Source organism: Actinospica durhamensis, from assembly GCF_018139695.1.
GTDB classification, from domain to species: Bacteria; Actinomycetota; Actinomycetes; order Streptomycetales; family Catenulisporaceae; genus Actinospica; species Actinospica durhamensis.
This window is the reverse complement of sequence record NZ_JAGSOG010000127.1, coordinates 1-23,397: the sequence shown is the minus strand read 5'-3', so window position 1 is coordinate 23,397 and position 23,397 is coordinate 1. Positions and strand designations below refer to the sequence as shown.

Here is a 23,397-nt window from a genome sequence, read left to right as displayed (position 1 = left end):
TTCCTCGACGAGACCGAACCCGGACTGTTCCAACAGCCCGGCCCGCAGGCACCGCCCAGCCCCGCCGACCAGCGACCCTGATCCAAGCCAGCGAGTGAAACGGTAGAAGACTCGCTTATCGTCCTCTTAAATCAAACGCAACGTTCGTCGGGGACGGTGACGCGTCTCCGCTGAAGAGCGGTGTCACAGTCATCGGCCCGGTCCTGGACGCGGCGGTTCGCCCGTCCCATGGCGAAGCGCATGCCAGGCAGCCGGCAACTGGACCGGTAGCCAGATCAGTCGGCCGACAGGATCCCAAGGGCCCCGCCAGAAGACGGTGATCAAGTGCCGGGCGGCGTGCCCGTGGTAGAGCGCGAGCCGACGGTGGACAGTGATCACCATTCCGATGAACATGTAGGTCGCGGCAAGGGACATGAGAGACACACCGATGAGCAGCGTCTCGGAGCTCAGCACGCCGACGGCGATGAGGAGCCACAGGACGAGATGGGCGCCGGTAAGTGCCCAGGCACCGAGGTAGGACGCTGCCTGCGCCCGAGTGGAAAAGAGCCGCTCACCGATGGGCGGAGGGAAACGCACGACCCTGTAAATCCGACGCACAAGGCCGTGATGCCCGGTGTTCGTGTGGCCGGCCATCTGACTGTGTCCGATCGTGTCGGCGTTTGACGTGTAGAAGCTGCACGACGACAGAGCAGCCCTTCCCCACGTGAATACTCCTGAAACTCGGCCACCGGCCGGGCCTGCGATGATGAGCGGTGGCGCAGGGCCGCCCCCTGATCTGCCGGTTCGCCCTCGTGACTGGACTGTAGAGAGCAACTCGGTCCTGTACGTGATAGCCCGGTAGCGCACCGGGATCCTGCCCTAGTTTGCCAGAAATGGTCAGCCTGAACGCACCTGGATGGTGTAACGGACGGGTCTCCAAGACTAGCCCGTGATAGACAGGAGACGTCTGTCACATGGCTCCGGTGGTCCGCATTCCGAGAATATAGGCGGAAGCGGCATGGAGGTGGATTCATGAATTATCCTCTACTCAATGTGTTTCTGACGATGCTGTGGTTCTTTCTGTGGATCATGTGGCTGTTCCTGCTTTTCGGCGTCATCGGCGACATCTTCCGCGACGACCAGCTCAGTGGTCTCGGGAAGGCGGCATGGACGGTCTTCGTCGTGCTCCTCCCCTTCCTCGGCGTTTTCGTGTATCTCATCGCGCGCGGCTCCGGCATGGGTGAACGGAAGTCGGCTCAGGCGCGCGCTCGCCAGGAGGAGTTCGACACGTACGTCCGCCAGACGGCGGCCGCAAGCCCGGCCGGCGGCGCGCAGAACCCGTCCGAGCAACTGGCAAGGCTGGCACAACTCAAGGCCGACGGAGCATTGTCCGAAACAGAATACGACCGGGCGAAGGCCAAAATACTGGCCTGAGACCGAGGTATGGCATCGGTGTCGAGACGCCGCACGAGAGGTGGCGTCCCGACACCTTCTGAGCTGTGAGCGATTTCCCTGAAGATTTCGACAAGGGAGTGATCATGAATCGGTACCCGCCCATCGCCGAACACGGAATGGTCGGCGATCTGCAGACCGCGGCGCTCGTCTCTTCCGAAGGAGTGGTGGACTGGTTCGCCGCGCCCCGGTTCGATTCGCCGAGCCTTTTCTCCGCGCTGCTCGACCACGATCGCGGCGGATATTACCGGCTGGGCGTCGATCACCCGCAGGCCACGGCGAAGCAGCTGTACTACCCGGACTCGGCGACGCTGGTCACTCGCTTCTCCACGCCGGACGGGCTGGGCGAGGTGATCGACTGGATGACCCCGCTCGCCGGGGCCCCGGCCACCGACCGGCACACCCTCTACCGTGTGGTACGCGTGATGCGCGGAACCGTGACGTTCACCGTGGAGTGCAAGCCCCGGTTTGACTATGCGCGGGCGGCGCACAAGCTCAACCTGAACGGAGATGACGCCGTCTTCGAGGCACCCGACACGACGGCGCACCTGCAGAGTTACCGGATCCCGATCGAGCGCGACGGACAGGACGTGCGCGGCGAGGTGACCCTGCGCACCGGCGAGACCGCGGGCCTGGCGCTGACCGTGTGCGAGCCCGGCGGCGCCGCACCCGCCCGCTTCTCGAACGCCGACGAGGTCGCCGAGCGGGCCTGGGCCGACATCGAGTTCTGGCAGTCCTGGCTGCGCAACTCCACCTACCGGGGCAGGTGGCCGAGCATCGTGCACCGCTCCGCGATCACGCTCAAGCTCCTGACGTACGAGCCGAGCGGCGCACCGGTGGCGGCGGCCACGATGGGCCTGCCCGAGGAGATCGGCGGGGAGCGCAACTGGGACTACCGCTACACCTGGGTGCGCGACGGCTCGCTCTCGGTGCGCGCGCTGCTCGACCTCGGCTTCGTCGACGAGGGCATGGCGTTCGCCAAGTGGATGGCCGAACGGCTCCGCGACGGGCTGAAGCGGGGCGGAGAACCGCTGCAGATCATGTACCGGGTCGACGGCGACCCCGAGCTCGAGGAGTTCGTCCTCGAGCACTTCGAGGGCTATCAGGGCTCGGCCCCGGTCCGGGTGGGCAACGCCGCGGCCGACCAGCTCCAGCTCGACATCTACGGCGAGGCCATGTTCGCGTTCGCCGAAGCGGGCAGGTTCGGGCGCGGCCCGGCCCAAGCCGGCTGGAGCGCGATCAGGCAGACCGTCGACTGGCTGGCCACGGCCTGGGACCGGCCCGACGAGGGGATCTGGGAGACCCGCGGCGGGCGCGAGGACTTCACCTACAGCCGGGTGATGTCCTGGGTCGCCTTCGACCGGGCGGTCTCCATGGCCACCGAGTTCCGGCGCCCGGGCGACATCGCCGGCTGGACCGCCGCCCGCGACACCGTTCTCGAGCAGATCCTGGCCAAGGGCTGGAGCGAGAAGGAACAAGCCCTGGTCCAGCACTACCGCACCGACCACGTCATGGACGCCTCACTGCTGCTGGTGCCGATGGTCGGCCTGCTCGCCCCGACCGATCCGGCGTGGCAGTCCACGCTGGACGCGATCGACCGGCACCTGGTGAGCGACAGCCTGGTCTACCGCTACGACCCGGAACTCTCGCCCGACGGGCTAGAGGGCGGCGAGGGCACCTTCAGCCTCTGCAGCTACCTGTACGTCGACGCACTCGCCCAGGCCGGCCGACTGCGCGAGGCCCGCTACGCCTTCGACAAGATGCAGACCTACGCCAACCACGTCGGCCTGTTCGCCGAGGAGATCGGGCAACACGGAGAACAACTCGGCAACTTCCCCCAGGCCTTCACCCACCTCGCGCTGATCATGGCCGCCCTCACCCTCGACAAGGCACTCGACACCGCCAACGCCGGGCGGGTATCGAACACCTGAACGCAGCGGTTTCAGGCGTCGGCACACGACTGACGCCTGATCGCCGCGTACGGGGCGACAACCGTGGGAAGAGCGCGGCATCTTCCTGCATGCGGCGCGTGAGAGAGGCGGGAATGGACGAAAGTCACCAGCCCGACGCGCACCAGACCCCGTCGGCCGAACGCGTACTCGCCGCGATGCGTGAGCCGCGGTATCTCGCCCTTCTCCTCTTCGCCGCGCTGATCGGCGTACCCCTCACGGTCCTGGCATTCGGCTACCTCCAAGCCGTCGAGCATCTCCAGCACGTCCTGTACGCCACGCTGCCCGAGACGCTGGGGCTGCACGGACCGCCGGCGTGGTGGCCTCTGCCGTTGTTGACCATCGCCGGCGTCCTGGTGGCGCTGACCGTGCGGTATCTGCCCGGCCACGGCGGCCATGAGCCTGCCGAGGGACTTCACTTCGGCTCCGTGCCGGTGCCGGCGGAACTGCCGGGCGTGGTGCTCGCCGCCTTCGCGTCGCTCAGCCTCGGCGCCGTGCTCGGCCCTGAGGCACCGCTGGTCGCACTCGGCTCGGGTGCCGCCTCCTACGCCGTACGCGTGCTCAAGCGTGACGCGGACCGACAGACCATCGGCATTGTGGGCGCGACCGGCGGCTTCGCGGCCATCAGCACGCTGTTCGGCTCGCCTCTGATCGCGGCCTTCCTGCTCATGGAGATCGCCGAGGTGGGCGGTGTCGCGCTTGGCGCGGTCCTGGTCCCGGGCCTGATGGCCGCGGGCATCGGGGCACTCGTCTTCATCGGGCTGGGGTCATGGACCGGGCTGGCCACCGCGGGTCTGGTCTTCCCGGCCTTGCCCACCGCCCGTCAGCCCGACTTCGCCCAGTTCGGCTGGGCGATCGTCATCGGCATCGCCGCCGCAGTGATCGGCGCGGTGCTTCTCCGGTGCGCGCGGCACCTGCAGAAGCCTCTCGCTCGACGGCGTCTGCTGCTGACCCCGCTGGCCGGTCTGACGGTCGCCGGGGCGGCCGCCGTTTATGTCGTCGGCACCGGGAAGCCGGAATCCGACGTGCTCTTCTCCGGCGAACACGGCATTTCCACCCTGTTCGCACAGCACGCCGACTACGCCGTCGGCGCGCTCTTCGCCCTGCTCGTCTGCAAAGCGCTGGCCTACACGGTCTCCCTCGCCGCCTTCCGCGGAGGGCCGGTCTTCCCCGCCATGTACCTCGGCGTAGCCGGCGGCACCCTTCTCTCCCACCTGCCCGGTCTGCCGTTCACCGCGGCCGTCGCGATGGGGATCGGCGCGATGTCCGTAGCGATCCTCACCCTCCCGCTCACCTCCGTGCTGCTCGCCACGCTCCTGCTCGGCAGCTCGGGCTTGACCGTCATGCCCCTCGTGATCGTCGCGGTCGTCGTCTCGCGCATCGTCTCGGTCCGGATCTCCGGTCGCGAGAACGCGGGCGCCGCAGTGGCGGCGTGAGGACACCGTCAGGAGGCGGTGGCGACGGTGTCGCGTCCGGCGGCTTTCGCGGCGTAGAGCGCGGTGTCGGCGGCGGTGACGAGACGCGCGGGGGTGTCGGCGTGGGCGGGAATCGTGGCCACGCCGATGCTGACGGAGATCGGGTTCGGCCACGCGGCGGAGTCGGCGGCGACGACGGCCCGCAGGGTACGTGCCCGGTGCTGGGCCACGCCGGTCGGGAAGTCGGTGAGCAGGACGGCGAACTCCTCTCCGCCGACGCGTGCCACGATGTCGCCGTGCCGTACCTGCGCGGCCGGAACGGCGGCCAACGCGGCCAACGCCGCATCCCCGGCCGGGTGCCCGGCCCGGTCGTTGAGCCGCTTGAAATGATCGACGTCGATCGCCAGCAGGGAAAGCGGATCTCCATGCCGTTGGTACAGGGTGAATTCACGCTCCAGCAGGTCGTCGAAGGCTCGACGGTTGGCCAGCCCGGTCAGCGGGTCGGTCCGGGCTTCCTGATGCAGCCTGTGGACGAGTGTCCGATTGTGCCGCCGCAGATGACCGTGATGTATGCGGTCGCCACCAGCGACAAACCGACCTCGACACATGAGGCGACGGTGCCTTTCGAATGGACTCGCAGTGCCGTCGCCATAAGCAGGCCCAGCGACACGCCCAGGGTGGCCCAGGCGACGCGCTCGGGCAGCAGGTATCCGGCGAACAGGATCGGCCAGACCAGAAGGATCGACCCGGCCGGTGTCGACTCACGCGATACCAGCGGGGGAGTACAGATCAGCGCCGCGGCCACCGACGGGAACGCGAACAACAGCCAGGTCGGCACACGTCGGCCCAGCAGGAGCAGCACAGCCCCGAACCCGGCCGCGAAGAGGCTGGCGGCGAACACAGCTGTACGCCACCGCACATCGGGCCCGGACACGCCACCGGCAACGGCGATCGCCCACACGACGGCCATGGATCCGCCGGCGAGCAGGATCGCACCCGCGGTGCGCACCCCGAATCCGAACGCGCGCGGGTTCAGATCCCCGGCGTCATCGGCCACCGGCCCACCTTCTCGGATCCGTCGGCCAGCGTCTGCGGTGGCCGCATCCCGATCACGCGTGCCCATGCGGCGCCCTTTGTCTTCCCGCTCATCCGTGCGCGGCTGGATCAGGGTCTGACCGGCGCACCGTCACTGAGCGGAGGGGGAGGCCGTCGCACGATGCTGGAGCAGCCAGTCCAGGATGAGTCGGGTGACCTCGCCTGAGGCGTCGAGGGGGGCCCAGTGGCTGGCGGCGTCGACGCGTTCGTAGCGGAAGGGCCCGTTGACGTACTGGCCGGAGGCCTCGACCTCGTGTTCGAAGCAGAAGATGTCGCCGGTGGGCCAGATGCCCAGGACTGGGGCGTGCACCTCGGGAGGCGGGGTGGTGTCGGTCAGGGCCTGGAACCATGAGGCTGTCACGGGATTGGCCAGGTCCCAGCGCAGCATGGGGCCGAAGCCCTCGTCCTGGCTGAGGTTGCGGGCCAGGACGTCCTGCAGGTCAGGGTGGGAGCCGAAGACAAGCCGGGCGTAGGCGCAGTCGGCTGCCGCGTAGAGTTCGGCGGCGTTCGAGTCGGTGTTGCTGAAGGGGAACCAGTCCCATCGGGCCCGCGGGAGACTGAACAGATTGTCCGCGATGCGCGCCGTCGGGTGCCCGGCGGAGATCACGACCATCGCCCCGACTCTGAACGGGTGGGTCATGGCGAACTGCCAGCACAGCCGTGCTCCCCAACCGTGCCCGACCAGGTGTACCCGGTCGACTTCGAGCTTGTCCAAGAGGCCGGCCAAGTCCGCGACCACCTGGCCTGCGGCATAGTGCTCGAGCTCGCGGGGCTTGTCTGACAGGCCGCTGCCGATCAGGTCCGGAACGATCACGCGGTATCCGGCGGAGACCATGTCGGGCACCTGGAACTTCCAGCAGGCCGAGGTGTCGGGCATGCCGTGGACCATCAGTACCACTTGGTCGCCGCTGCCCTCATCGGCCACGTGCATGGACAGGCCGTTCAGCTCGATCCGGGTTCCGGGCAGGCTGAAGCGTGACAGGTCCTCGACCCGCGGCACGCTGCTCTCGCTTGGGAACGGCCCGGCCAATTCGTCCCCGGCCTTCGCGAACGCTGCCTCCAGGGCGGCGCCGTCCGATCCGGCGGCATCGGCGAACGCCCTGCGCACGTGATGGCTGATCGCCTGCTCGACGCCTGACCTGGCGGCCGAGTTGAAGATCACCACAACGGTGCCGGAATCGGGGGAGAGCCGGCCTTTGAAGGCTTTCGCCACGCTGCGCGCGGCCAGCTTCCCCATCAGGCCGCCGCCGCCCTCCTGCACCGAGATCTTCGCGTCCGGGTCGGTCATCAACAACATGATGCCCTTCGCGTCCGCGATCACCCCGACATCGTGCAGGCGCACGAGTTCGCCGTAGTCCCGCCGCGCCGCACCGTGCGAGCCGTACGCGGCGATGACGACGGTCATCTGCTCGTCACTCATGGGTGTCTCTCTCTGCAGCCGAATGTGGCCGACCTCATGTCGCGCCTGCCCAGCAGACGGGCCTGACGTGGTGCCAGCATCACCCTAGGTCGGGGGACGCGGGGGCGCATGCCCGGCTGGTACATCCGAGGTCGCGGCCGCGTAATGAAGTATCAGCTGCCTGTCGCCGACGGCTTCCTCAGCCCGGGATCGCCCTCCATTGTGCCGGGGTGACAAACTGCCTTCCGCGGTTTGGCGCGCGTGCACGAGCGACCCGTGACAGCGCCGACCTACGCTGTCTCGGCGCCCACGCCGGCGGTGATGCCGCCAGCCCTGATGCCGCCGTCGGCGCGGCCGTCCTGAGCGCAGGCACGTTCGGCGAGGTCACCCGTCCTCGGCCCTCGCCGAGCTGCGCAGTCAGTCCCAGAGCCCAGCAGCAGGAGCATTCATATGAGCACATTCAGCAACGACAAAGCCGTCTTCGAGCATGTCGATGTCCTCGTCGTGGGCGCCGGTCTCACCGGAATCGGCATGGGCTGCCACCTGACGACCAAGCAGCCCGGCCGGACGTTCGCCATCGTCGACGCCCGGGACGCGATAGGCGGGACATGGGACCTGTTCCGCTACCCGGGGATCCGCTCGGATGCGGACCTGCACACGTTCGGGTTCGGATTCCGACCCTGGACCGGGGACAACGCGATCGCCGACGCGCACGAGATCCTCGCCTACCTCGATGAGACGATCGAGGAGTACGACCTCGCACAGCACACGTACCTGGGCCTGAAGGTCCTCGCCGCGGAGTTCTGCTCCGAGAAGGCCCGTTGGACGGTGACGCTGCAGCGGATGCGTGACGGCAGCCGGTTCCAGGTCAGCTGCGGGGTGCTGTTCTCGGCGGCCGGCTACTTCGACTACGACCAGGGCTATACCCCCGAGTTCGAGGGGCGGGAGAAGTTCCAGGGCCGCGTCGTGCACCCCCAGCACTGGCCGGAGGACCTTGACTATGCGGGCAAGAAGGTTGTGGTCATCGGGAGCGGCGCGACCGCGGCGACCCTCATCCCTGCCATGGCCAAGACCGCGGGCCACGTCACGATGCTGCAGCGCTCACCGAGCTATATCATCCCGGTCCCGCGCCAGGACCCGATCGCCAACAAGCTGCGGGACCTCCTGCCCGCCGGCCTCGCCTACAAGATCACTCGGACCATCAACATCAATAGGCAGAGGCTGCTTTACCGGACCAGCCAGAAGTTCCCCAAGCAGATGCGGGCCCTGATCCGAAGGGTCAATGTCCGCGCTCTGCCCGAGGGCTTCGAGGTCGACACCCATTTCAACCCGGCCTACAACCCGTGGGATCAGCGCATGTGCGTCGTGCCGGACGGGGACATGTTCCGTGCCATCTCGGCGGGATGCGCCTCGGTGGTCACCGATAAGATCGTGCGATTCACCGAGAGCGGCATCCTGCTGGAGTCTGGCCGTGAACTCGAAGCCGACCTCATCATTACCGCCACCGGGCTGAACATGGTCCCCATCGGCCGCATGCAGCTGAGCGTCGACGGCGAGGCCGTCGTCCTCAACGAGAGTGTCTGCTACAAGTCCGTCATGGTCAGCGGCGTGCCGAATTTCGCCTTCGTGGTCGGCTACGTCAACAACGCGTGGACCCTCAAGGCCGAACTGGCGGCCGATTATGTGTGCCGTCTGCTTGCCCACATGGACCGGCACGGCTACGCCTCGGTGACGCCCGTCGTCGCGGACCCGGCCCTCACCTTCCATCCGCTCATCGAGATGCAGAGCGGGTACCTCCGGCGCGGCATGCACCTGTTCCCCCAGCGGGGCTCCCATGGCCCATGGACTGCGGTTCAGAGCTACCACCAGGACCGCAAGCGGCTGCGCACCATCGAGGACTCCGCGCTCCACTTCACCGAGGTCGGGCGTGGGATACCGGCGTCGCGCCCACAGGCTGAGGCGTGATCACGACCACGATGCGGGACCTCGTGTGCAGCAGTCGGCGGGGACGATCGTGTCCCGCCGACTGCTGCATGCTCGATGCCTGCGCTCAGGTAGTTGCCTAGTCGGCCAGCTCGGCGAGCGCCGCGAGCTGGTGTTCGACGCGTTCGGCGTGTTCGTGCGCGTCCTGCTTGGCCTTCTTGGGGCTCCAGCGTCCGGTCAGCAGCCAGATGAACGGGAGGAACAGAAGCTGGCCTGCGAAGCAGACCCACCACCAGTGCTGCCACTGTGCCGGGGCCTGTTGCTTCGCCTCCTGCACGGCGGGAGCGTTCGTCTGGAGGAACTTCAGCTCGGTTACCACCTTCGGGTCCTTGAGGCCCGGACCATACTCGGCCACCAGCGCAAGATCGCTCGGCGGCGCCTGGCTGAGCGCCGTGAGCTGTGCGACCGCCGTCCTGACCGGCTTGCCGTCGACGGCGAGCAGGACGAGCGAGGCGTGCGGCACCGCGGCGAGGGCTTGAAGTCGCGTCGCCGCCTGGGCCGGTGCTATACCGAAGGCTGTCGCGATCTCGCCGACCGCCTTGGCCTGCGCCGCGGTGTCCGCCGGATTCGCCAGGATCGCGGCCTGGGTCGCCGCGTCGATGGTCGCGGCCGTGGAAAGCTGGGATGCGTACGTCGTGCTCAGGAACATCACCTGGGCGACGTCGTTGACCGGGATCCCGGAGATCTCGCTGAGCGCCTGCGCCTGGGTGGCCGGAGCATTCGGGTCCGTCTTGAGCGCGGCCAAGGTCTGCGGCGTCAGCTTCTGCGCCGTCACCAGTTCGGCGGCGTCCTTGGCGGCGATCGCCTGCACCCGGGTCACGATGCCCGGGTCGCCGGCCACCGCCCGGACCGTCGCGTTCTCGGCTTCCGAGAGGCCGGGCGCCTGCCCGGCTGCCGCTTGGGCGACCTGCGTACCCTGACCCACCAGCGTGCTCGCCCCGGGGATCATCGTGATCAGGAACAGCAGCGCCACGACCACCACGGTGCGCAGCGTCGAGGCCCAGATAGCGAGTCCGGTGGCGGTCGCGGCCGGGTTGTGCTTCTCCACGGTCTCGGTGAACGCGGCCATCCATGCGGAGAACGCGAAGGCGCTGCCGATAGCGATCGGCAGCAGAATTCCGACGAACTCGTAGTAGCCGGTCTGCGGCCGCGTGGCGGCCATCGCGAACAGGGCGACGCCGAGTGCGCTTGCCAGACCACCGACCAGCATGAGCGGTTTGCGCACCTTCAGCGCGTCCGAGAGGATGCCGGCGACGACCAGCGCGCCGGCGTTCACCGCCCAGTACCAGTCGGCCAGCGCGTTCGCCCGTGCCTCCGAGTAGCCGAAGTCGGTGGCGAAGTAGACCACGAACAGGCCCACCGCGCAGTAGTAGTAGAGCAGGAAGATACTGATCGCGAACGCGGGACCGACGACGTTCTTGCGCATCATCTGCTTCCAGTGCCCGGTCAGCACCGCGTTCGGATCGATACCTCGCGCGTTCGCCTCGATCAGCGCCTTGTCGCGCGCGCTCACCATCAGCTGGTCACGCAGCTGCGGAGTGAGCTCCCGCAGTCCGACGAAGGCGACGACGAACACGAGCAGGCCGACTATGCCGCTGACGCGGTATTGATACTGCCAGTCTGGGTGCCGCTCGAGCGTGTGGCTGGCCACCTCGCTGACCACCAGGCTGCCGAGCACCGGGCCCATCGTCCAGAAGCACATCGCGGTCGCGCGGCTCAACTGCGGGGAGAAGTCGCGGATCAGCGCCGGGGTGGCGACGAGTATCATCCCTTCGACCATGCTGACGGCCGCGAAGACGACCAGGTAGGCCCACTTGCTCGTGGCATTCGCAAGGCCGAACACATCGAGTGCGCCGGTCGCGGCCAGCCCGTAGACGACGAAGTTCGCCCGTCCCCATCGGTCGGCCAGGCCTGCGGCGATCGCCGCGAGCGCACCCAGGCCGTTGCCCACGATCGAGATCGAGATCAGGAAGACGAGCGTCATGTGCAGGTTCGCGGCCAACGTGGTCGCCACCGAGCCCTGGACGTAGATCTCGTAGTACAGCGTGATCGTCGCGAGCACGACGATGATCAGATACGCGGTGCGCGGCGCGGTCGACGGGTAGCGGTCCAACTGACGGCCGAGCAGCCCGCGCCGGGCTTCGACGGCTGGCGCCGGGGGAGGGGCCGAGGAGCGTGCCGGGGTCTGTGACATGACGATCCACCTTCTCTGCGAGAATCTGATTAATTTCGATAAGCGATTGCTTAGTTCCCTGGTCCGCGCTCGTCCCCGCAGATGCCGGGGATCATCTCGGACGGCTTGTGCGAGCCGGTCAAGTGCGCTGGTGCGCGTGGGCGTGCACGGCATACCGGCGACGGATCACCGCGCGTGAGGCGGACGTCGGCGGTTTGATTTCGTGGGCTGAGTTTGTCGAATAATGTGGCATAGGTGAATAGCACGACGTACTGCCCATGCGTCGCTGGGGACGTAGCATGACACCGGATTCCAGCCTCTGCAACACTTCCGAAGACCTCCGAAAGCTGTCGGCGCAGTGCTGTGCGGCGGGCGGCGGGTACGGCTCAAGGGACTCTTGACCAGCGACGAGGCACAGTCCGCTGCCCCCTCGACGCCGGGCTGGCGCCGGAAGACCCGCGCGGCGGCCAAGGCCGACGGTTCACATTTGTGCGCATGCCCACGATCTGCGCCTTGAGAGCGTGCCGCTGCACATTGCTCCTGGTCGTCGATCTGCCGAGCATGAATCCAGCTTGCGGAGAACTCAACGAGGAGACATACGTGATCACTCACAGTTCCCACTTCATCGCCGGTGCGTGGGTTCCCCCGGAGACGGACGAGACGATCGAGGTCACCGACGCCTCCCAGGGCGTCGTGATGGCGACCGTGCCGGCGGGCACGGCCGGTGACGTCGAGCGTGCGGTGCATGCGGCGAGGCAGGCATTTCCTTCGTGGTCCGCGCTGGATGCGGCGCAGCGGGTGGCCTATCTGAAACTTGCCGCGCAGGAGCTGGGGCGGCGGCAGAACGAGATCGCCGCGATGGTCAGCCGCGAGACGGGAATGCCGTACGCCACGAGCAACGTCGTACAAGTGGGTCTGCCCCTCATGACCCTCTCGGCTACCAGTGAGGTAGCCCTCGACTACACGTTCGAGGAGCGGCTGTACAACTCGCTGGTGATCAAGAAGCCGGTCGGTGTCGTGGCCTCGATCACCCCGTGGAACTATCCGCTGCACCAGATCGTGGCGAAGATCGCGCCAGCCCTCGCCGCCGGCTGCACGGTGGTGGCCAAGCCCAGTGAAGTGGCGCCGCTGAGCGCTTTCGTGCTGGCCGAGGTGTTCGAAGCGATCGGGCTTCCGCCGGGAGTGTTCAATCTCGTGTGCGGTGACGGGCCCACCGTCGGCGAGGCGCTCGTCGCCCATCCCGACATCGACATGGTGACGTTCACCGGTTCCACAGCCGCGGGCAAGCGCATCGGCGCGGTCGCCGCCCAGACCGTCAAGCGCGTGTCGCTGGAACTCGGAGGCAAGTCACCGCTGGTGGTGCTGGACGACGCGGACCCCGTCGCGGCGGTCACGGCGGCCATCGGCGGCTGCTGTCTCAACTCGGGCCAGACCTGTATCGCCCTGACCCGCCTGATCGTGCCCGCGGCGCGCAAGGCCGAATATGAGGCGATCGCCAAGGCGGCGGCCGAACAGATCGTCGTCGGCGACCCGTTCGAGCCCGCGTCGGTGATCGGGCCGCTGTCCTGCGCCGCCCAACAAGAGCGCGTGCGCGGGTACATCAGCTCAGGCATCGACGAGGGCGCCACGCTGCTGGCCGGAGGTGTGAACCCGCCCGACGGGTTGGAACACGGCTACTACGTCCGGCCGACGGTCTTCACCGACACGACCCCTGACATGCGGATCGTCAAGGAGGAGATCTTCGGCCCGGTCCTGGTCATCCAGACCTACGAGACCGAGGACGAGGCGGTGGCTCTCGCCAACGGCACCGTGTATGGACTCAATGCCGGGGTGTACTCGGCGTCCGTCGAACGGGCCGTCACCTTCGCGCGGCGACTGGAGTCCGGGCAGGTGCAGATCAACGACGGCGCCTTCAACATCCAGGCCCCGTTCGGCGGGGTGAAGCAGTCCGGGAACGGCCGCGAGCTGGGTCGGGCCGGGTTCGAGGACTTCCTCGAGACGGTGTCGCTCCAACTGCCTTGATCGACGCCGCCACATATAGGACGAGATTCGGACGACCGGAAGAAAAGAGAGCGACACCATGACCGACACCGTCTTGACCGAGGTCCGCCGCGCGACGCTGGCGGCCCTCGTGGACACCTTCGTCGCCGAGGCCCCGCACGACGCTCACCTCACGGTGGGACAGTACCTGACGGCCAGTCTGCCCGCCGAGCAGCTCGCCGGAATCCTGCAGCTCATCGACGTGTTCGTGCTCGTGGGCCTGAAGAACCAGCCGCAGCACATCCGCGAGGTCGCCGTCGGCGTGGTGGCCGGCATCTCACCAGAGACCGCGGCCGGGGTGGGCGCGATGCGGCAACTGGCGCTCAGCTTCACCGGCGCCCCCGCCGACGAATAGGGCACGTGCGCTGCGCTCTGGTCCGTGCGCCCGCCGTCTGAGTCCGCTTGGCGGACTCAGACGGCGCTCTCACGTCCGCGCGTCCGCGCGCAGTACGCACCGAAAGCCGAGGTGACTGGTGGAAGTGTCGACGGGCTGAGGCAGGCGCGCCGCGGGACGGTACCGGCGGCAGTAGTTCGGCGCACACAGATGTGAGCCGCCCTTCATGACCTTGCGCGGAATCGGCGTGCCGGACGAGCCCGCATCGACGCTCGCCGCCTCCTCGCCGCCGACCGGATTGGCCCGCGGTCGTGGTGCTCCGCAGCAACTCGGCTTGCCGGGGGCGAGGACGCGGTGGTCCGCGTACCAGTCCGCCGTCCACTCCCAGACGTTGCCGATCATGTCGATCAGGCCGTAGCCGTTGGCCGGGAACGCGCCGACCGGTGAGGTATCCGCGTAGCCGTCGAGCCGGAGGTTCTCGTGCGGGAATTCGCCCTGCCAGGTGTTGGCCATGTACTCCCCGCCCGGGTTGAGCTCGTCACCCCAGGCGAATTCGCTGTGCGGCAAACCCCCGCGCGCCGCGTACTCCCACTCGGCCTCGGTGGCGATCCGTTTGCCCGCCCACTCGGCGTAGGCGAGCGCATCGGCCCAGGCGACCTGGGTCACCGGATGGTCGAGCCGGTCCTCGATCGACGTGTCCGGCCCCCTCGGATGCCGCCAGTCGGCGCCGGGCACGTAGCGCCACCACTGATAGGCGTCGCTCAGATCCACCGGGTGCCTCGGAGGCGTGAACACCGCGGAAGCCGGCTCCAGCATCGCCTGATCAGCATCCGGATACAGTGCCGGATCCGTCGGATGCTCGGCGAGGGTGCGATACCCGGTGGCGTCGACGAAGGCCCTGAATTCGGCGTTGGTCACCGGATGCCGGTCGATCCAGAACCCGTCGACGCTCACCGGATGAGCCGGGGCCTCCTCGGGATAGTGGTGGTCGGATCCCATGGTGAAGCTACCGCCGGGGATCCACACCATGTCGCCGTCCGGATGCGGCGCGGGAGGCTGAGCGCGCCGGGGGCTGAGCGTGCTCTCGTCGAGGACGATTGCGGGGGCGTCGCCGTCGCGAGTGGCAGAGACGAACAGGTCGAGCGCACGGTCGGTCATGGCCGCTCTCTCCTTGAGGACGAGGGGACTCGACTGAAAGCTAACATGAATCGTGTTATGCTCTCAATGAGGCAGCCGGGTACCCCTAGAACCCCTAACGCTAATCGCGTTATGATCTCCTCCATGCCTGCCGCCATGAGGAGTGACGACCCCCGGATTCCACGCGACAAGGAATCACAACCGGCAGGCGCGCGGCGGCGCAGGCAACCCGTGCAGGCCCGCAGTCGTGAAACCGTCGAGCGGATCCTCGAGGCCACAGACGCCCTGATCGAGGAGAGCGGAGTCGACGCGGCCACCACGCGGGCGATCGCGGAGCGCGCCGGGATCACCGCACCGTCGCTCTACCGCTTCTTTGCCGACCGCGAGCAGATCTTCGACGCACTCATCGAACTGCACCTGGACCGGCTCGGGGTCTTTCTCGCCGAAGCCGAGGCCGGCTGGTCGCCAAGCTCCCTCGCGGACATCGTCGAACGCGAACTCGGTGCGCATGCCACGTACTTCGCGGATCACCCCAACACCGCGCGTCTGTGGCTCGACGGCCGGGTCTCGCCGACGGTGCGTGCGGAAGTACGCGACTACAACCGTCATCTGGCCGAGCGGTTGCGCCTTATGGCGATCGCGGCAGGTTTCGCCGACCACCAGACGGATCCACTGGTCTTCACGCTCGTCGTCGAGCTCGGCGACCGGATCCTGGACCTCGCATTCAGGGAAAGCCGCATCCCGGATCCCGCCGTGATTCGTCAAGGCTCCGTCGCTCTCACCGCCTATCTGCAGGCCGCGTTGCGGCCGCAGCCGCGGTCAGGCCGCATCCTCACCCCTTGAGCCGGCTGCGCACGGCCGGGAGCAGCATGAGTGCGACGTGAAGGTCGACGCTGCCCACGTCCAGGCTCCGGCCGAGCGCACGCTCGGCCTGCAGGATCCGATACCGCACCGTGTTGCCGTGGATTCCGAGCCGCTGCGCCGTGCGCACGCGGCTGCCGTTCTCGGCGAGATAGGCCGCGACGGTCTCCGCTGTTCGGCGTACGGCTGCGTCGGGCTTCGACAGGGGCCCGAGCACGCGGTCGACGAAGATCGCCGCCTGATCCGGATCGAGCGTGGCCATGGCCACGACGGCCTGGTCGGCGTACCGGCTGACCGGGGGTGCCTCGGTGCCGCGGAGCAGGGCGACGCGGCGGGCGTGCCCCGCCTCGAAATACGTCCGGCGGAATCCGGCGAGCCCATGCCCCGGCTCGCCGAACGCCAGCCGCGTTCCGTCCGCCGGCTTCAAGCGATGGCACGCCGACGCGAGGGTTTCGGCGTCGAAGGCGCGATCTCGACCCACCCACAGCACACCTGAGCGCAGGCCGGTGGAGTGAAACAGGGTGCTCTCGCCGCCGAGGAGTTCGGCCGCGCGGCCGAGTTCCGCCTCCACGGCCGAGGGATCCTCGAGATCGGCCGCGGACTGCGTCCACGCGGTAACGGCGACGTGGTGCCGGCCGAGCTTGTAGCGTAAGCGGCTTTCCGCACGCTCCAGGTTGCTTTCGCTGCCCTCCACGATTTGGTTGATCGTCTCGCCGCGCACTGCCGCCGCACTGCGCAGCCACTGCTGTTGCTCAGCCTCGTAAAGCTCCTCGGCGGCTTTCACGAATACGGACTCGCAGGCGAACAGCCACGCGGAGGCGAGACCGACGGCCTGCATCAGCTGACGCTGATCACGGGAGTGTTCCCCGATGTGCGCGAGTATCCAGCGCCACAGCACTTCGTGCGCGGCCCGGTAGACGTGCGAGATCACCCCGCTGCCTACCCGGCGCTGCACGGCCGTGCGCCCGAACGCGACGGTCGCGGCGGGCAGTTCGATCCTCGTCGGGTCTTCGGCGCGTGCCATCGCGTGAGCGATCGATACCAGGCTCGCCTCGGTGCTCGCACGATTCTCCGCCGCGCTGTCGGGGTCGTCGAAGACCCCTGGGACAGCAGCCAGGATCGCCGCCGCGATCTCATCCGTCAGCCGCGGCGCGAACTCGGCCAACTGTTCGGCCACGGGTCGCAGTACCTCCGCCCACGCCCGTTGAGCGGCGGGGTCACGCGGCGCCATCCATTCGATACTCACGGGTTCCTACACTATCCGCAGTCGGTGTCCGTCACCAGCGCCGGCTGTCGCGAAATGACGAACAACGATCGATTGCTCATCTGCTCGCGACAAGCGCTGCCGCGTTCGGGCTCCTAGTCTGCCGGTATGCCGAAGCCCGACGCCGCCGCTCCCGCCTGTCGACCATGCGACGCGGCGTCATCCGAACAGATCGGGATCCGTACCCGAGATCTGCGCGAACAGGGGCTGGAACTGGAACCAGCCTACGAACTCACCGCCGATCTGACCGTAGGTCAGCTTGGCGTCCTCGTCCGTGATGCGCACGGTCGGACCTGCCGCCTTGGCCGCCAGCTGGGCCTGAGCGGACCGCTCCATGGTGATGAACCACCAGGCGGCGGAATCGACCGTGGATCCGACGGTGAGCAGGCCGTGATTGCGCAGGATCGCCGCCTTCCGGTCGCCCAGCGCGTCAGCGATACGCCCGCCCTCGGCCAGGTCGTTGACCAGCCCGGTGTAGTCGTCGAACAGCGCGTGGTCCTGGTAGAAGGCGCAGGCATCCTGAGTCAGCGGTTCCAGGAGCTGCCCGGTGGCCGACAGCGCCTTACCGTACACCGAATGGCTGTGCGCGGCGGCGACGACGTCGGGACGGGTGCGGTGGATCGCGGCGTGGATCGCGAACGCGGCGCGATTGACCCGGTGCCTGCCCTGGACCACCTCGCCCGCATGACTGACGAGCAAGAGATCGCGCACCTTGATCTGTTTGAACGAGACGCCCAGCGGATTGATCCAGAAATGATCGGGATACTCCGGGTCGCGCGCGGTGATGTGCCCTGCGACGCCTTCCTCGAAGCCGAAACGGCCGAAAAGACGCAGCGCCGCGGCCAACCTCTCCTTGCGGTGACGCCGCTCGACTGCCGGATCCTGGTGAGCCGGCGGCCGAGGGAAGATCAGATCCGCTTCGGGGATCGGCTGCAGTCCGGAGGGTGCGAGCGGCTCAGCGGTCGGGCGCCGGGTGTCACCGGCCGCGGGATCTGCGGAGGGCATGACGGTTCTCCTCGGAGTCGACGTAACGGCTACACACCTCAGGGTGGCTGTTGCCCTCAGCCGCGTCGATGTCCCGCGTGCGCACTCGACGGCCGGAGGATTGTGCACACCCACAACCCACGCCGGTGCGCGGCACTGTCGCACCGCTCGCTCGCACCCTGGTTCCTCGCGTGATCACCGTTACCAGACGTGGCGCGGTCTGCTCGGCCCTGGCCGACCTCGCCCGACGGCTGCTCGCGCACAACGACGAGTTGGCGGCGGAACTGGCACGGCGGGTCGCGCAGGCGGAAACAGACCTCGCCGACGGATTCGTCGTGCCGTTCGAGGATCTCGAAGCAGCCTGCACGACACTGCAGGCCGGCTTGTACCGCTACCTCGCCGGACTCGCCCCGCTCGACCTGCCGTCCGTCACGGCACTGGGCAGGCGGCGCGCCGAACAGGGCGTGCCGCTCCCCGCGGTACTGCACGGACTGCGCATCGGATTCCAGTACGTGTGGGAATCTCTGGCCGGCGCCGTGGACCCCGAGGACCGTGATGCCGTGGGTGGCCTCCTCGGGCAGGTCACCGACTTCTGGACAGTCCTCGACGACTTCTCCACGGAGCTTCGCCGCGCGTACAACGAAGCGGTCGCAGCCCGAGTGCGCATAGTGGAGGCCGAGCGCGACGCGCACGTCGAGGCGCTCCTCGGACTCACCGCAGCCGAACCGAGTCGCCAGTCGGCCGGAGCAGAGGCGCTGGGGCTGGCTCGCCATGGGCGCTATCAAGTCGGGGTCTTGGACGCCTCCGCATCCGCAGCCCCATGGCAGGCGCATCTGTCGGCACGCCGCATACAAACGTTCTGGCATGCAGGAGAGGACCGACTGGTCTGCCTCGCGTCGCTCTCCAGCCTCCGAGCCGATCGCGACCTGCTCGAGGTCCTTCCGGGCGACGCGTCCGTGAGGATGGGCCTGAGCCCTGTGTTCGGCGACATCACCGCCGCGGGGACGGCACGCCACCGGGCGACGATCGCGCTGCGGAGCATCCCGACTGCCCGAACCGGGATCCGCCGTTACGGTGACGACCCGCTGGCCACTCTGCTGGCCAGCGCACCCGAGACCGCCGTCGAACTCGCCGACCGGATCATCGGGCCGCTGCTTCAGCTGCCGGAGATCGAGCGGACGCTGCTGCTCGAGACGCTGCAGGCATGGATCGCGGCCGGCGGAGCCACCGGCGAAGCAGCCCGCACCGTGTACTGCCATCGCAATACGGTGCGCTATCGACTGCGACGCATCGAGGAGCTCATCGGCTGCCGCGTCGCAGAACCACGTCATGTCACGCTCCTGTGCATGGCCATGGAGGTCATCGCCCAATACGGCCTCAGGCCGTCACCGTCCTGAGGCCGACTGAAAACTCCGCCTCCGCGCGACACGCACACCTAACAGAACCAAGAAATATAAAAGGTGATACATGATGCCCACCACCGACTCCTCGCCGACCCCGTTGAGTCCTCTCGCGCCGATCCGCCAGGCGGACCGGCTCTATCGCGAGCTGCTGGCCCCTGAGGAGGTCCAAGCCGTCCGCGCCAGAATGCGCGCGATCGCCGAGAAGACGGTGGCGCCGCACGCCGCGAGCATCGCCACCGCGGACGAGCGCACGGACGGCTTCCCGGTCGCCGTATTCGACGCACTCGCCGCCGAGGGCGCGTACGCCATACCCTTCCCGGCCGAAGTGGGCGGCGAAGGGCTCAGCCATCCCGCGGCCGCGTCCGCCGTCGTCATGGAAGAGCTTGCCTATGTCTCCAGCAGTATCGCCGCCGTCTTCGACGCGCAGTGCATGCTCGCCGGCAACGCGCTCCTGCTGGGCACCGACGCACAGCGGCAGCGCTGGCTGCGCAGGATTGTCGACGGATCGGTCGTCGGCGCGTTCGCCACGACCGAACCGGACGCCTCGAGCGACCTCGCGCCGCAGACGCTGCGAACGGTCGCCACACGCTCGGCCACAGGCTGGCTGCTCAACGGCCGCAAGCGCTGGATATCGAACGCGCCGGTCGCCGATTTCGCCGTCACGCTCGCTCGCACCGGTGAACGTCTGAGCATGTTCATCGTCGACCTGACCCTGCCCGGCGTCCGCGTGGGAATCCCGGATCGCAAGATGGGCAACCGCGGCCAGTTGACCGCTGACATCGAGTTCGACGATGTCGAGCTCGGCGACCACGAGATTCTCGGCGAGGCGGAAGGACAAGGGCTGCGCCAGGCTCTGGGCACCTTGACCCACGGCCGGATCGCGATCGCCGCCGCGGGCGTCGGCATGGCCCAAGCCGCCTTCGACCACGCGGTAGCGCACCTGTCGACGCGTCACGCGTTCGGCAAGCCCATCGCGGCCAACCAGCATTGGCAGTTCCTGCTCGCCGAACGGGCGACAGAGATCGAGAATGCGCGCTCGCTCTACACGAAGGCCGCGCTGCGCCTGGACTCCGGGACCACCGCGGAACCCGAAGCCGCCATGGCCAAGTGGTACGCGACCCGGCTGTCCGTCGACTTGGCGCGCGACGCCGTACAGGCCCTCGGCGGCCTCGGATTCGCCAGCGAGATCGGTGCGGACGGCCGGCCCGGGCCGGTGGAGGCGATCTACCGGGACAGCAAGGTCGGCGAGATCTACGAGGGCTCCAACGAGATCCAGAAGTGGATGATCGCGCGACAGATATTCGGGCGCGGCATTACCGGCTGAGGCCCCCCAGGGCCGGGTGCCCGCACGCAGCGAAGAGGGCTGGGCGCAGGGATCCCCATCCCCGCGGCCGGCCCGGTCTGATGAGATCCCGCTTCCGGCGCTGGCGGGATGGCCTGTCCACGTAGGTGCGGCGCGGCGATATCGTGGCGCGCACGGGGAGGAGTTCGCTGTTTTGCTCACCGATTGCCCGCGCGGTGTGGCGAACCGCACGTTGGCGATCATGCGGAACGTTTCAGGTTCTGGGTTGGGTGTAGCTCGGGTTGAGTGACCTTTCGGGTGGTTTACGTCTGCTTAGTATGGCCTGTGATGGTCTGGGTTTCTACGGTGGAGGTGAAGGGCCGGCGGGTCGGCCGGGGTCGTGACCGGGTAAGGAGCCTGATGGGTTCGGTGCTGGATCGGCTGGGAGAACGCGAGGCGCAGGCTCGTGTTCTGGTCGAGCGGTTGCGGGGGGAGGCTGAGCGGGCGGCCGGGGCGTTGGCCGCGGCGGACGTGTCGCTCTCACGTCTGGTGATCGCCAGGGAGACGGTGGCCGAGGTTTTGGAGGCGGAGCCCGATCAGGGTATTGAGGCGCCTGGAGTGCGGGGTGCGGTACGGGATGTGGCGCTCTACGAGCGGATCGCTCAGGTATTCGCTGAGGCGGGCGCGGCATTGCGTCCCCGGCAGGTGTGCGAGGCGCTCGGGATGCCGGGCGAGGCCAGGTACGTCGAGGCGATGCGCCCGAAGCTCTCGCGGTTGGTGGCCGACGGGGTGTTGGCGCAGGTCGGTCCCGGGTTGTTCGCGCCGGCGGCCGAGCAGGTGCCCGCGTGAGCGGACGGGAGATGGATGCGGCCGATCTGGAGGGGCGCCTGGCGGCGTTCGGGGCGGCGAGGGGTTTGTTCGACGCGCTGGTCGAGGAGCTCGGTGATCCGGCGGCGGACGAGCTGACGCACGCCGAGTTGGAAGAGCGCATCGCGGCTCGTGGGCGGGAGGTGATGCGACAGATGCTGCAGGACCACTTGGACCTGCGGTCCATACGCGAGCCGCGACGCAGCGAGGTGACAGGGACCGACCGGGTGGCCCGCCGGCGGATCGAGCCGGGACACGCCCGGCTGTTGGCGACGGTGTTCGGCACGGTGAGCGTGACCAGGATCGCCTACCGGGCTTTGGGGGCATCGAACCTGCACCCGATGGACGCGGGGTTGAACCTGCCGGGTGAGCGTGCCAGCTTCGGGCTGCGCAAACTGGCCGCGATCGAGGCGGTGCGCGGCTCGTTCGACGACGCCAAGACCGCGATCGAACGCGCCACCGGCACCCGGATCGGCAAACGGCAGATCGAGCAGCTCACCGAGCGCGCCGCAGTCGATATCGAGGCGTTCTACCGGCAGGCTCCGGCGGCCGCGGCCACCGCCGGGCACCTGCTGGTCCTCTCGTTCGATGGCAAGGGGATCGTGATGCGCCCCGAGCACCTGCGCGCGGCCACCGTGAAGGCCGCCGCCGCGAAGGGCGGCAACGCGATGAGAACGCGCCTGGCTTCGGGCGAGAAGAACGGGCGTAAACGCATGGCCGTGCTCGCCACCGTCTACGACGCGAAACCCGCCGTACGCACCGTCGAGGACGTCATCGCCGGCGACACCGGCGCCGAGCACGAGCGGCAACCGGGACCGAAGGCCGTGGGCAAGTGGCTGACCGGGTCGGTCACCGACAACGCCCAGACCGTGATCTCCGACGCGTTCGACCAGGCCGAACAACGCGACCCGCACCACCAGCGCACCTGGATCGTCCTGCTCGACGGTGCCAACGCCCAGATCGAGCAGATCAAGACCGAAGCCGCCGTGCACGGGGTTTCCATCCACCTCGTGTGCGACCTCATCCATGTCCTGGAATACCTGTGGAAGGCCGCCTGGTGCTTCCACGAGACCGGCGATCCGGCCGCCGAGGCCTTCGTCGCCGAGCATGCCCGGACCATCCTGACCCACGGACCCGCACGCGTCATCGACGAACTACGCCGGCACGCCGCCGAGCACGACCTGACCGAGGCGAAGAACGAGACGATCGAAAAGGTCTGCACCTACCTGGAGAACAAGAACCCCTACCTCGACTACGCCACCGCCCTGCGACGCGGCTGGCCGATCGCCACCGGCATCATCGAAGGCGCCTGCCGCCACCTGATCAAGGACCGACTCGATATCACCGGAGCCCGCTGGTCCCTGCCCGGCGCCGAAGCCGTCCTCAAACTCCGCGCCCTGATCGCCAACGGCGACTTCGAGTCCTACTACACCTGGCACCGCCACCGCGAACACCAGCGCAACCACCAAGCCCACTACCAGGACAAAATCAGCCTCGCAGCCTAACCAGGCCAGTCACTCAACAGGAGCTACACCCTTCTGGGTTGCCGAGCGCAGCCTCATGTCCCACACTGGGTGCCCACGGTATTGACCTCGACCGTTCCCATGGGCACAGGTTGAGGGCGAAGTCGGCGCGGGCCTGATCCTGGATCCGCGTGTGCCACGAACGCAGAAGGGATCTCAGCGTGTAGGTAGATGAGCATCTTGGATGCGGTGCTGTACGAGAGATGAAGGTTTGGCCCTTCGGGGCCGCCCCTGCGGGGGGAGGCTCCAAACCGCCC

Annotated in this window: 18 protein-coding genes; 11 read left to right on the top strand and 7 right to left on the bottom strand. The window is 68.1% G+C overall.

Annotated features, from left to right (window positions below; genetic code table 11):
• Window positions 1–1,011 precede the first annotated feature (1,011 nt).
• The 3 genes from KDL01_RS22955 to KDL01_RS22945 all read left to right on the top strand — a co-directional run bounded on the left by KDL01_RS22955 (window position 1,012) and on the right by KDL01_RS22945 (window position 4,816).
• The gene (locus KDL01_RS22955) at window positions 1,012–1,413 is read left to right on the top strand and encodes an SHOCT domain-containing protein (RefSeq protein ID WP_212530639.1); all 402 of its coding nucleotides are present in this window, start codon (window positions 1,012–1,014) and stop codon (window positions 1,411–1,413) included.
• Window positions 1,414–1,517: 104 nt separating this feature from the next.
• Complete coding sequence (locus tag KDL01_RS22950; RefSeq protein WP_212530638.1) at window positions 1,518–3,362, top strand: glycoside hydrolase family 15 protein; 1,845 nt, start codon at window positions 1,518–1,520, stop codon at window positions 3,360–3,362.
• A gap of 113 nt (window positions 3,363–3,475) precedes the next feature.
• A complete protein-coding gene (locus KDL01_RS22945) occupies window positions 3,476–4,816 on the top strand; it encodes a chloride channel protein (RefSeq protein ID WP_212530637.1) in 1,341 nt (446 codons plus the stop codon).
• 8 nt (window positions 4,817–4,824) lie between these two features.
• Here KDL01_RS22945 and KDL01_RS22940 read toward each other — a convergent pair whose 3' ends face one another.
• The 3 genes from KDL01_RS22940 to KDL01_RS22930 form a co-directional block, all read right to left on the bottom strand.
• Complete coding sequence (locus KDL01_RS22940) at window positions 4,825–5,403, bottom strand: GGDEF domain-containing protein (protein ID WP_212530636.1); 579 nt, start codon at window positions 5,401–5,403, stop codon at window positions 4,825–4,827.
• Window positions 5,289–5,852 (bottom strand): hypothetical protein, encoded by a 564-nt coding sequence (locus tag KDL01_RS22935; protein ID WP_212530635.1) that lies wholly within the window; start codon window positions 5,850–5,852, stop codon window positions 5,289–5,291. The genes KDL01_RS22940 and KDL01_RS22935 overlap by 115 nt, the downstream gene beginning before the upstream one ends.
• A gap of 129 nt (window positions 5,853–5,981) precedes the next feature.
• A complete protein-coding gene (locus KDL01_RS22930; RefSeq protein WP_212530634.1) occupies window positions 5,982–7,310 on the bottom strand; it encodes an alpha/beta fold hydrolase in 1,329 nt (442 codons plus the stop codon).
• Between the two features lie 429 nt (window positions 7,311–7,739).
• Here KDL01_RS22930 and KDL01_RS22925 point away from each other — a divergent pair, with 429 nt between their 5' ends.
• Window positions 7,740–9,254 carry a flavin-containing monooxygenase gene (locus KDL01_RS22925; RefSeq protein ID WP_034262068.1) on the top strand — a complete coding sequence of 505 codons (1,515 nt, stop codon included), beginning with the start codon at window positions 7,740–7,742 and terminating at the stop codon, window positions 9,252–9,254.
• Window positions 9,255–9,351: 97 nt separating this feature from the next.
• On the opposite strand, the gene KDL01_RS22920 is transcribed toward KDL01_RS22925, so the two are convergent.
• A complete protein-coding gene (locus KDL01_RS22920; RefSeq protein WP_212530633.1) occupies window positions 9,352–11,466 on the bottom strand; it encodes an MFS transporter in 2,115 nt (704 codons plus the stop codon).
• A 540-nt stretch (window positions 11,467–12,006) separates the two neighbouring features.
• Here KDL01_RS22920 and KDL01_RS22915 point away from each other — a divergent pair.
• Window positions 12,007–13,467: an aldehyde dehydrogenase family protein gene (locus KDL01_RS22915; RefSeq protein ID WP_051452309.1), complete on the top strand. Its 1,461-nt coding sequence runs from the start codon at window positions 12,007–12,009 to the stop codon at window positions 13,465–13,467.
• A gap of 58 nt (window positions 13,468–13,525) precedes the next feature.
• Window positions 13,526–13,840 (top strand): hypothetical protein, encoded by a 315-nt coding sequence (locus KDL01_RS22910; protein ID WP_034262058.1) that lies wholly within the window; start codon window positions 13,526–13,528, stop codon window positions 13,838–13,840.
• Window positions 13,841–13,909: 69 nt separating this feature from the next.
• On the opposite strand, the gene KDL01_RS22905 is transcribed toward KDL01_RS22910, so the two are convergent.
• Window positions 13,910–14,848, bottom strand: a complete 939-nt coding sequence (locus tag KDL01_RS22905; protein WP_051452308.1) for an SUMF1/EgtB/PvdO family nonheme iron enzyme — start codon at window positions 14,846–14,848, stop codon at window positions 13,910–13,912.
• Between the two features lie 252 nt (window positions 14,849–15,100).
• Between KDL01_RS22905 and KDL01_RS22900 the strand changes: the two genes are divergently transcribed.
• On the top strand, window positions 15,101–15,799 hold the full coding sequence (locus KDL01_RS22900) for a TetR/AcrR family transcriptional regulator (RefSeq protein ID WP_169739837.1): 699 nt from the start codon (window positions 15,101–15,103) through the stop codon (window positions 15,797–15,799).
• Here KDL01_RS22900 and KDL01_RS22895 read toward each other — a convergent pair.
• Both KDL01_RS22895 and KDL01_RS22890 read right to left on the bottom strand, forming a co-directional pair.
• Window positions 15,789–16,994: a PucR family transcriptional regulator gene (locus tag KDL01_RS22895; protein ID WP_051450430.1), complete on the bottom strand. Its 1,206-nt coding sequence runs from the start codon at window positions 16,992–16,994 to the stop codon at window positions 15,789–15,791. The two genes, KDL01_RS22900 and KDL01_RS22895, sit on opposite strands and share 11 nt — an antisense overlap.
• 246 nt (window positions 16,995–17,240) lie before the next feature.
• Window positions 17,241–18,086 carry a class II aldolase/adducin family protein gene (locus KDL01_RS22890; protein WP_084316033.1) on the bottom strand — a complete coding sequence of 282 codons (846 nt, stop codon included), beginning with the start codon at window positions 18,084–18,086 and terminating at the stop codon, window positions 17,241–17,243.
• 125 nt (window positions 18,087–18,211) lie between these two features.
• Between KDL01_RS22890 and KDL01_RS45405 the strand changes: the two genes are divergently transcribed.
• From KDL01_RS45405 to KDL01_RS22870, 4 genes are all read left to right on the top strand, one after another.
• Window positions 18,212–19,462, top strand: a complete 1,251-nt coding sequence (locus KDL01_RS45405) for a PucR family transcriptional regulator (protein ID WP_034262052.1) — start codon at window positions 18,212–18,214, stop codon at window positions 19,460–19,462.
• 73 nt (window positions 19,463–19,535) lie between these two features.
• The gene (locus KDL01_RS22880) at window positions 19,536–20,792 is read left to right on the top strand and encodes an acyl-CoA dehydrogenase family protein (RefSeq protein WP_034273503.1); all 1,257 of its coding nucleotides are present in this window, start codon (window positions 19,536–19,538) and stop codon (window positions 20,790–20,792) included.
• Between the two features lie 378 nt (window positions 20,793–21,170).
• Window positions 21,171–21,599: a hypothetical protein gene (locus KDL01_RS22875; RefSeq protein WP_212530631.1), complete on the top strand. Its 429-nt coding sequence runs from the start codon at window positions 21,171–21,173 to the stop codon at window positions 21,597–21,599.
• Between the two features lie 11 nt (window positions 21,600–21,610).
• Window positions 21,611–23,122, top strand: a complete 1,512-nt coding sequence (locus KDL01_RS22870) for an ISKra4 family transposase (protein WP_246576840.1) — start codon at window positions 21,611–21,613, stop codon at window positions 23,120–23,122.
• The last annotated feature ends 275 nt before the right edge of the window (window positions 23,123–23,397 follow it).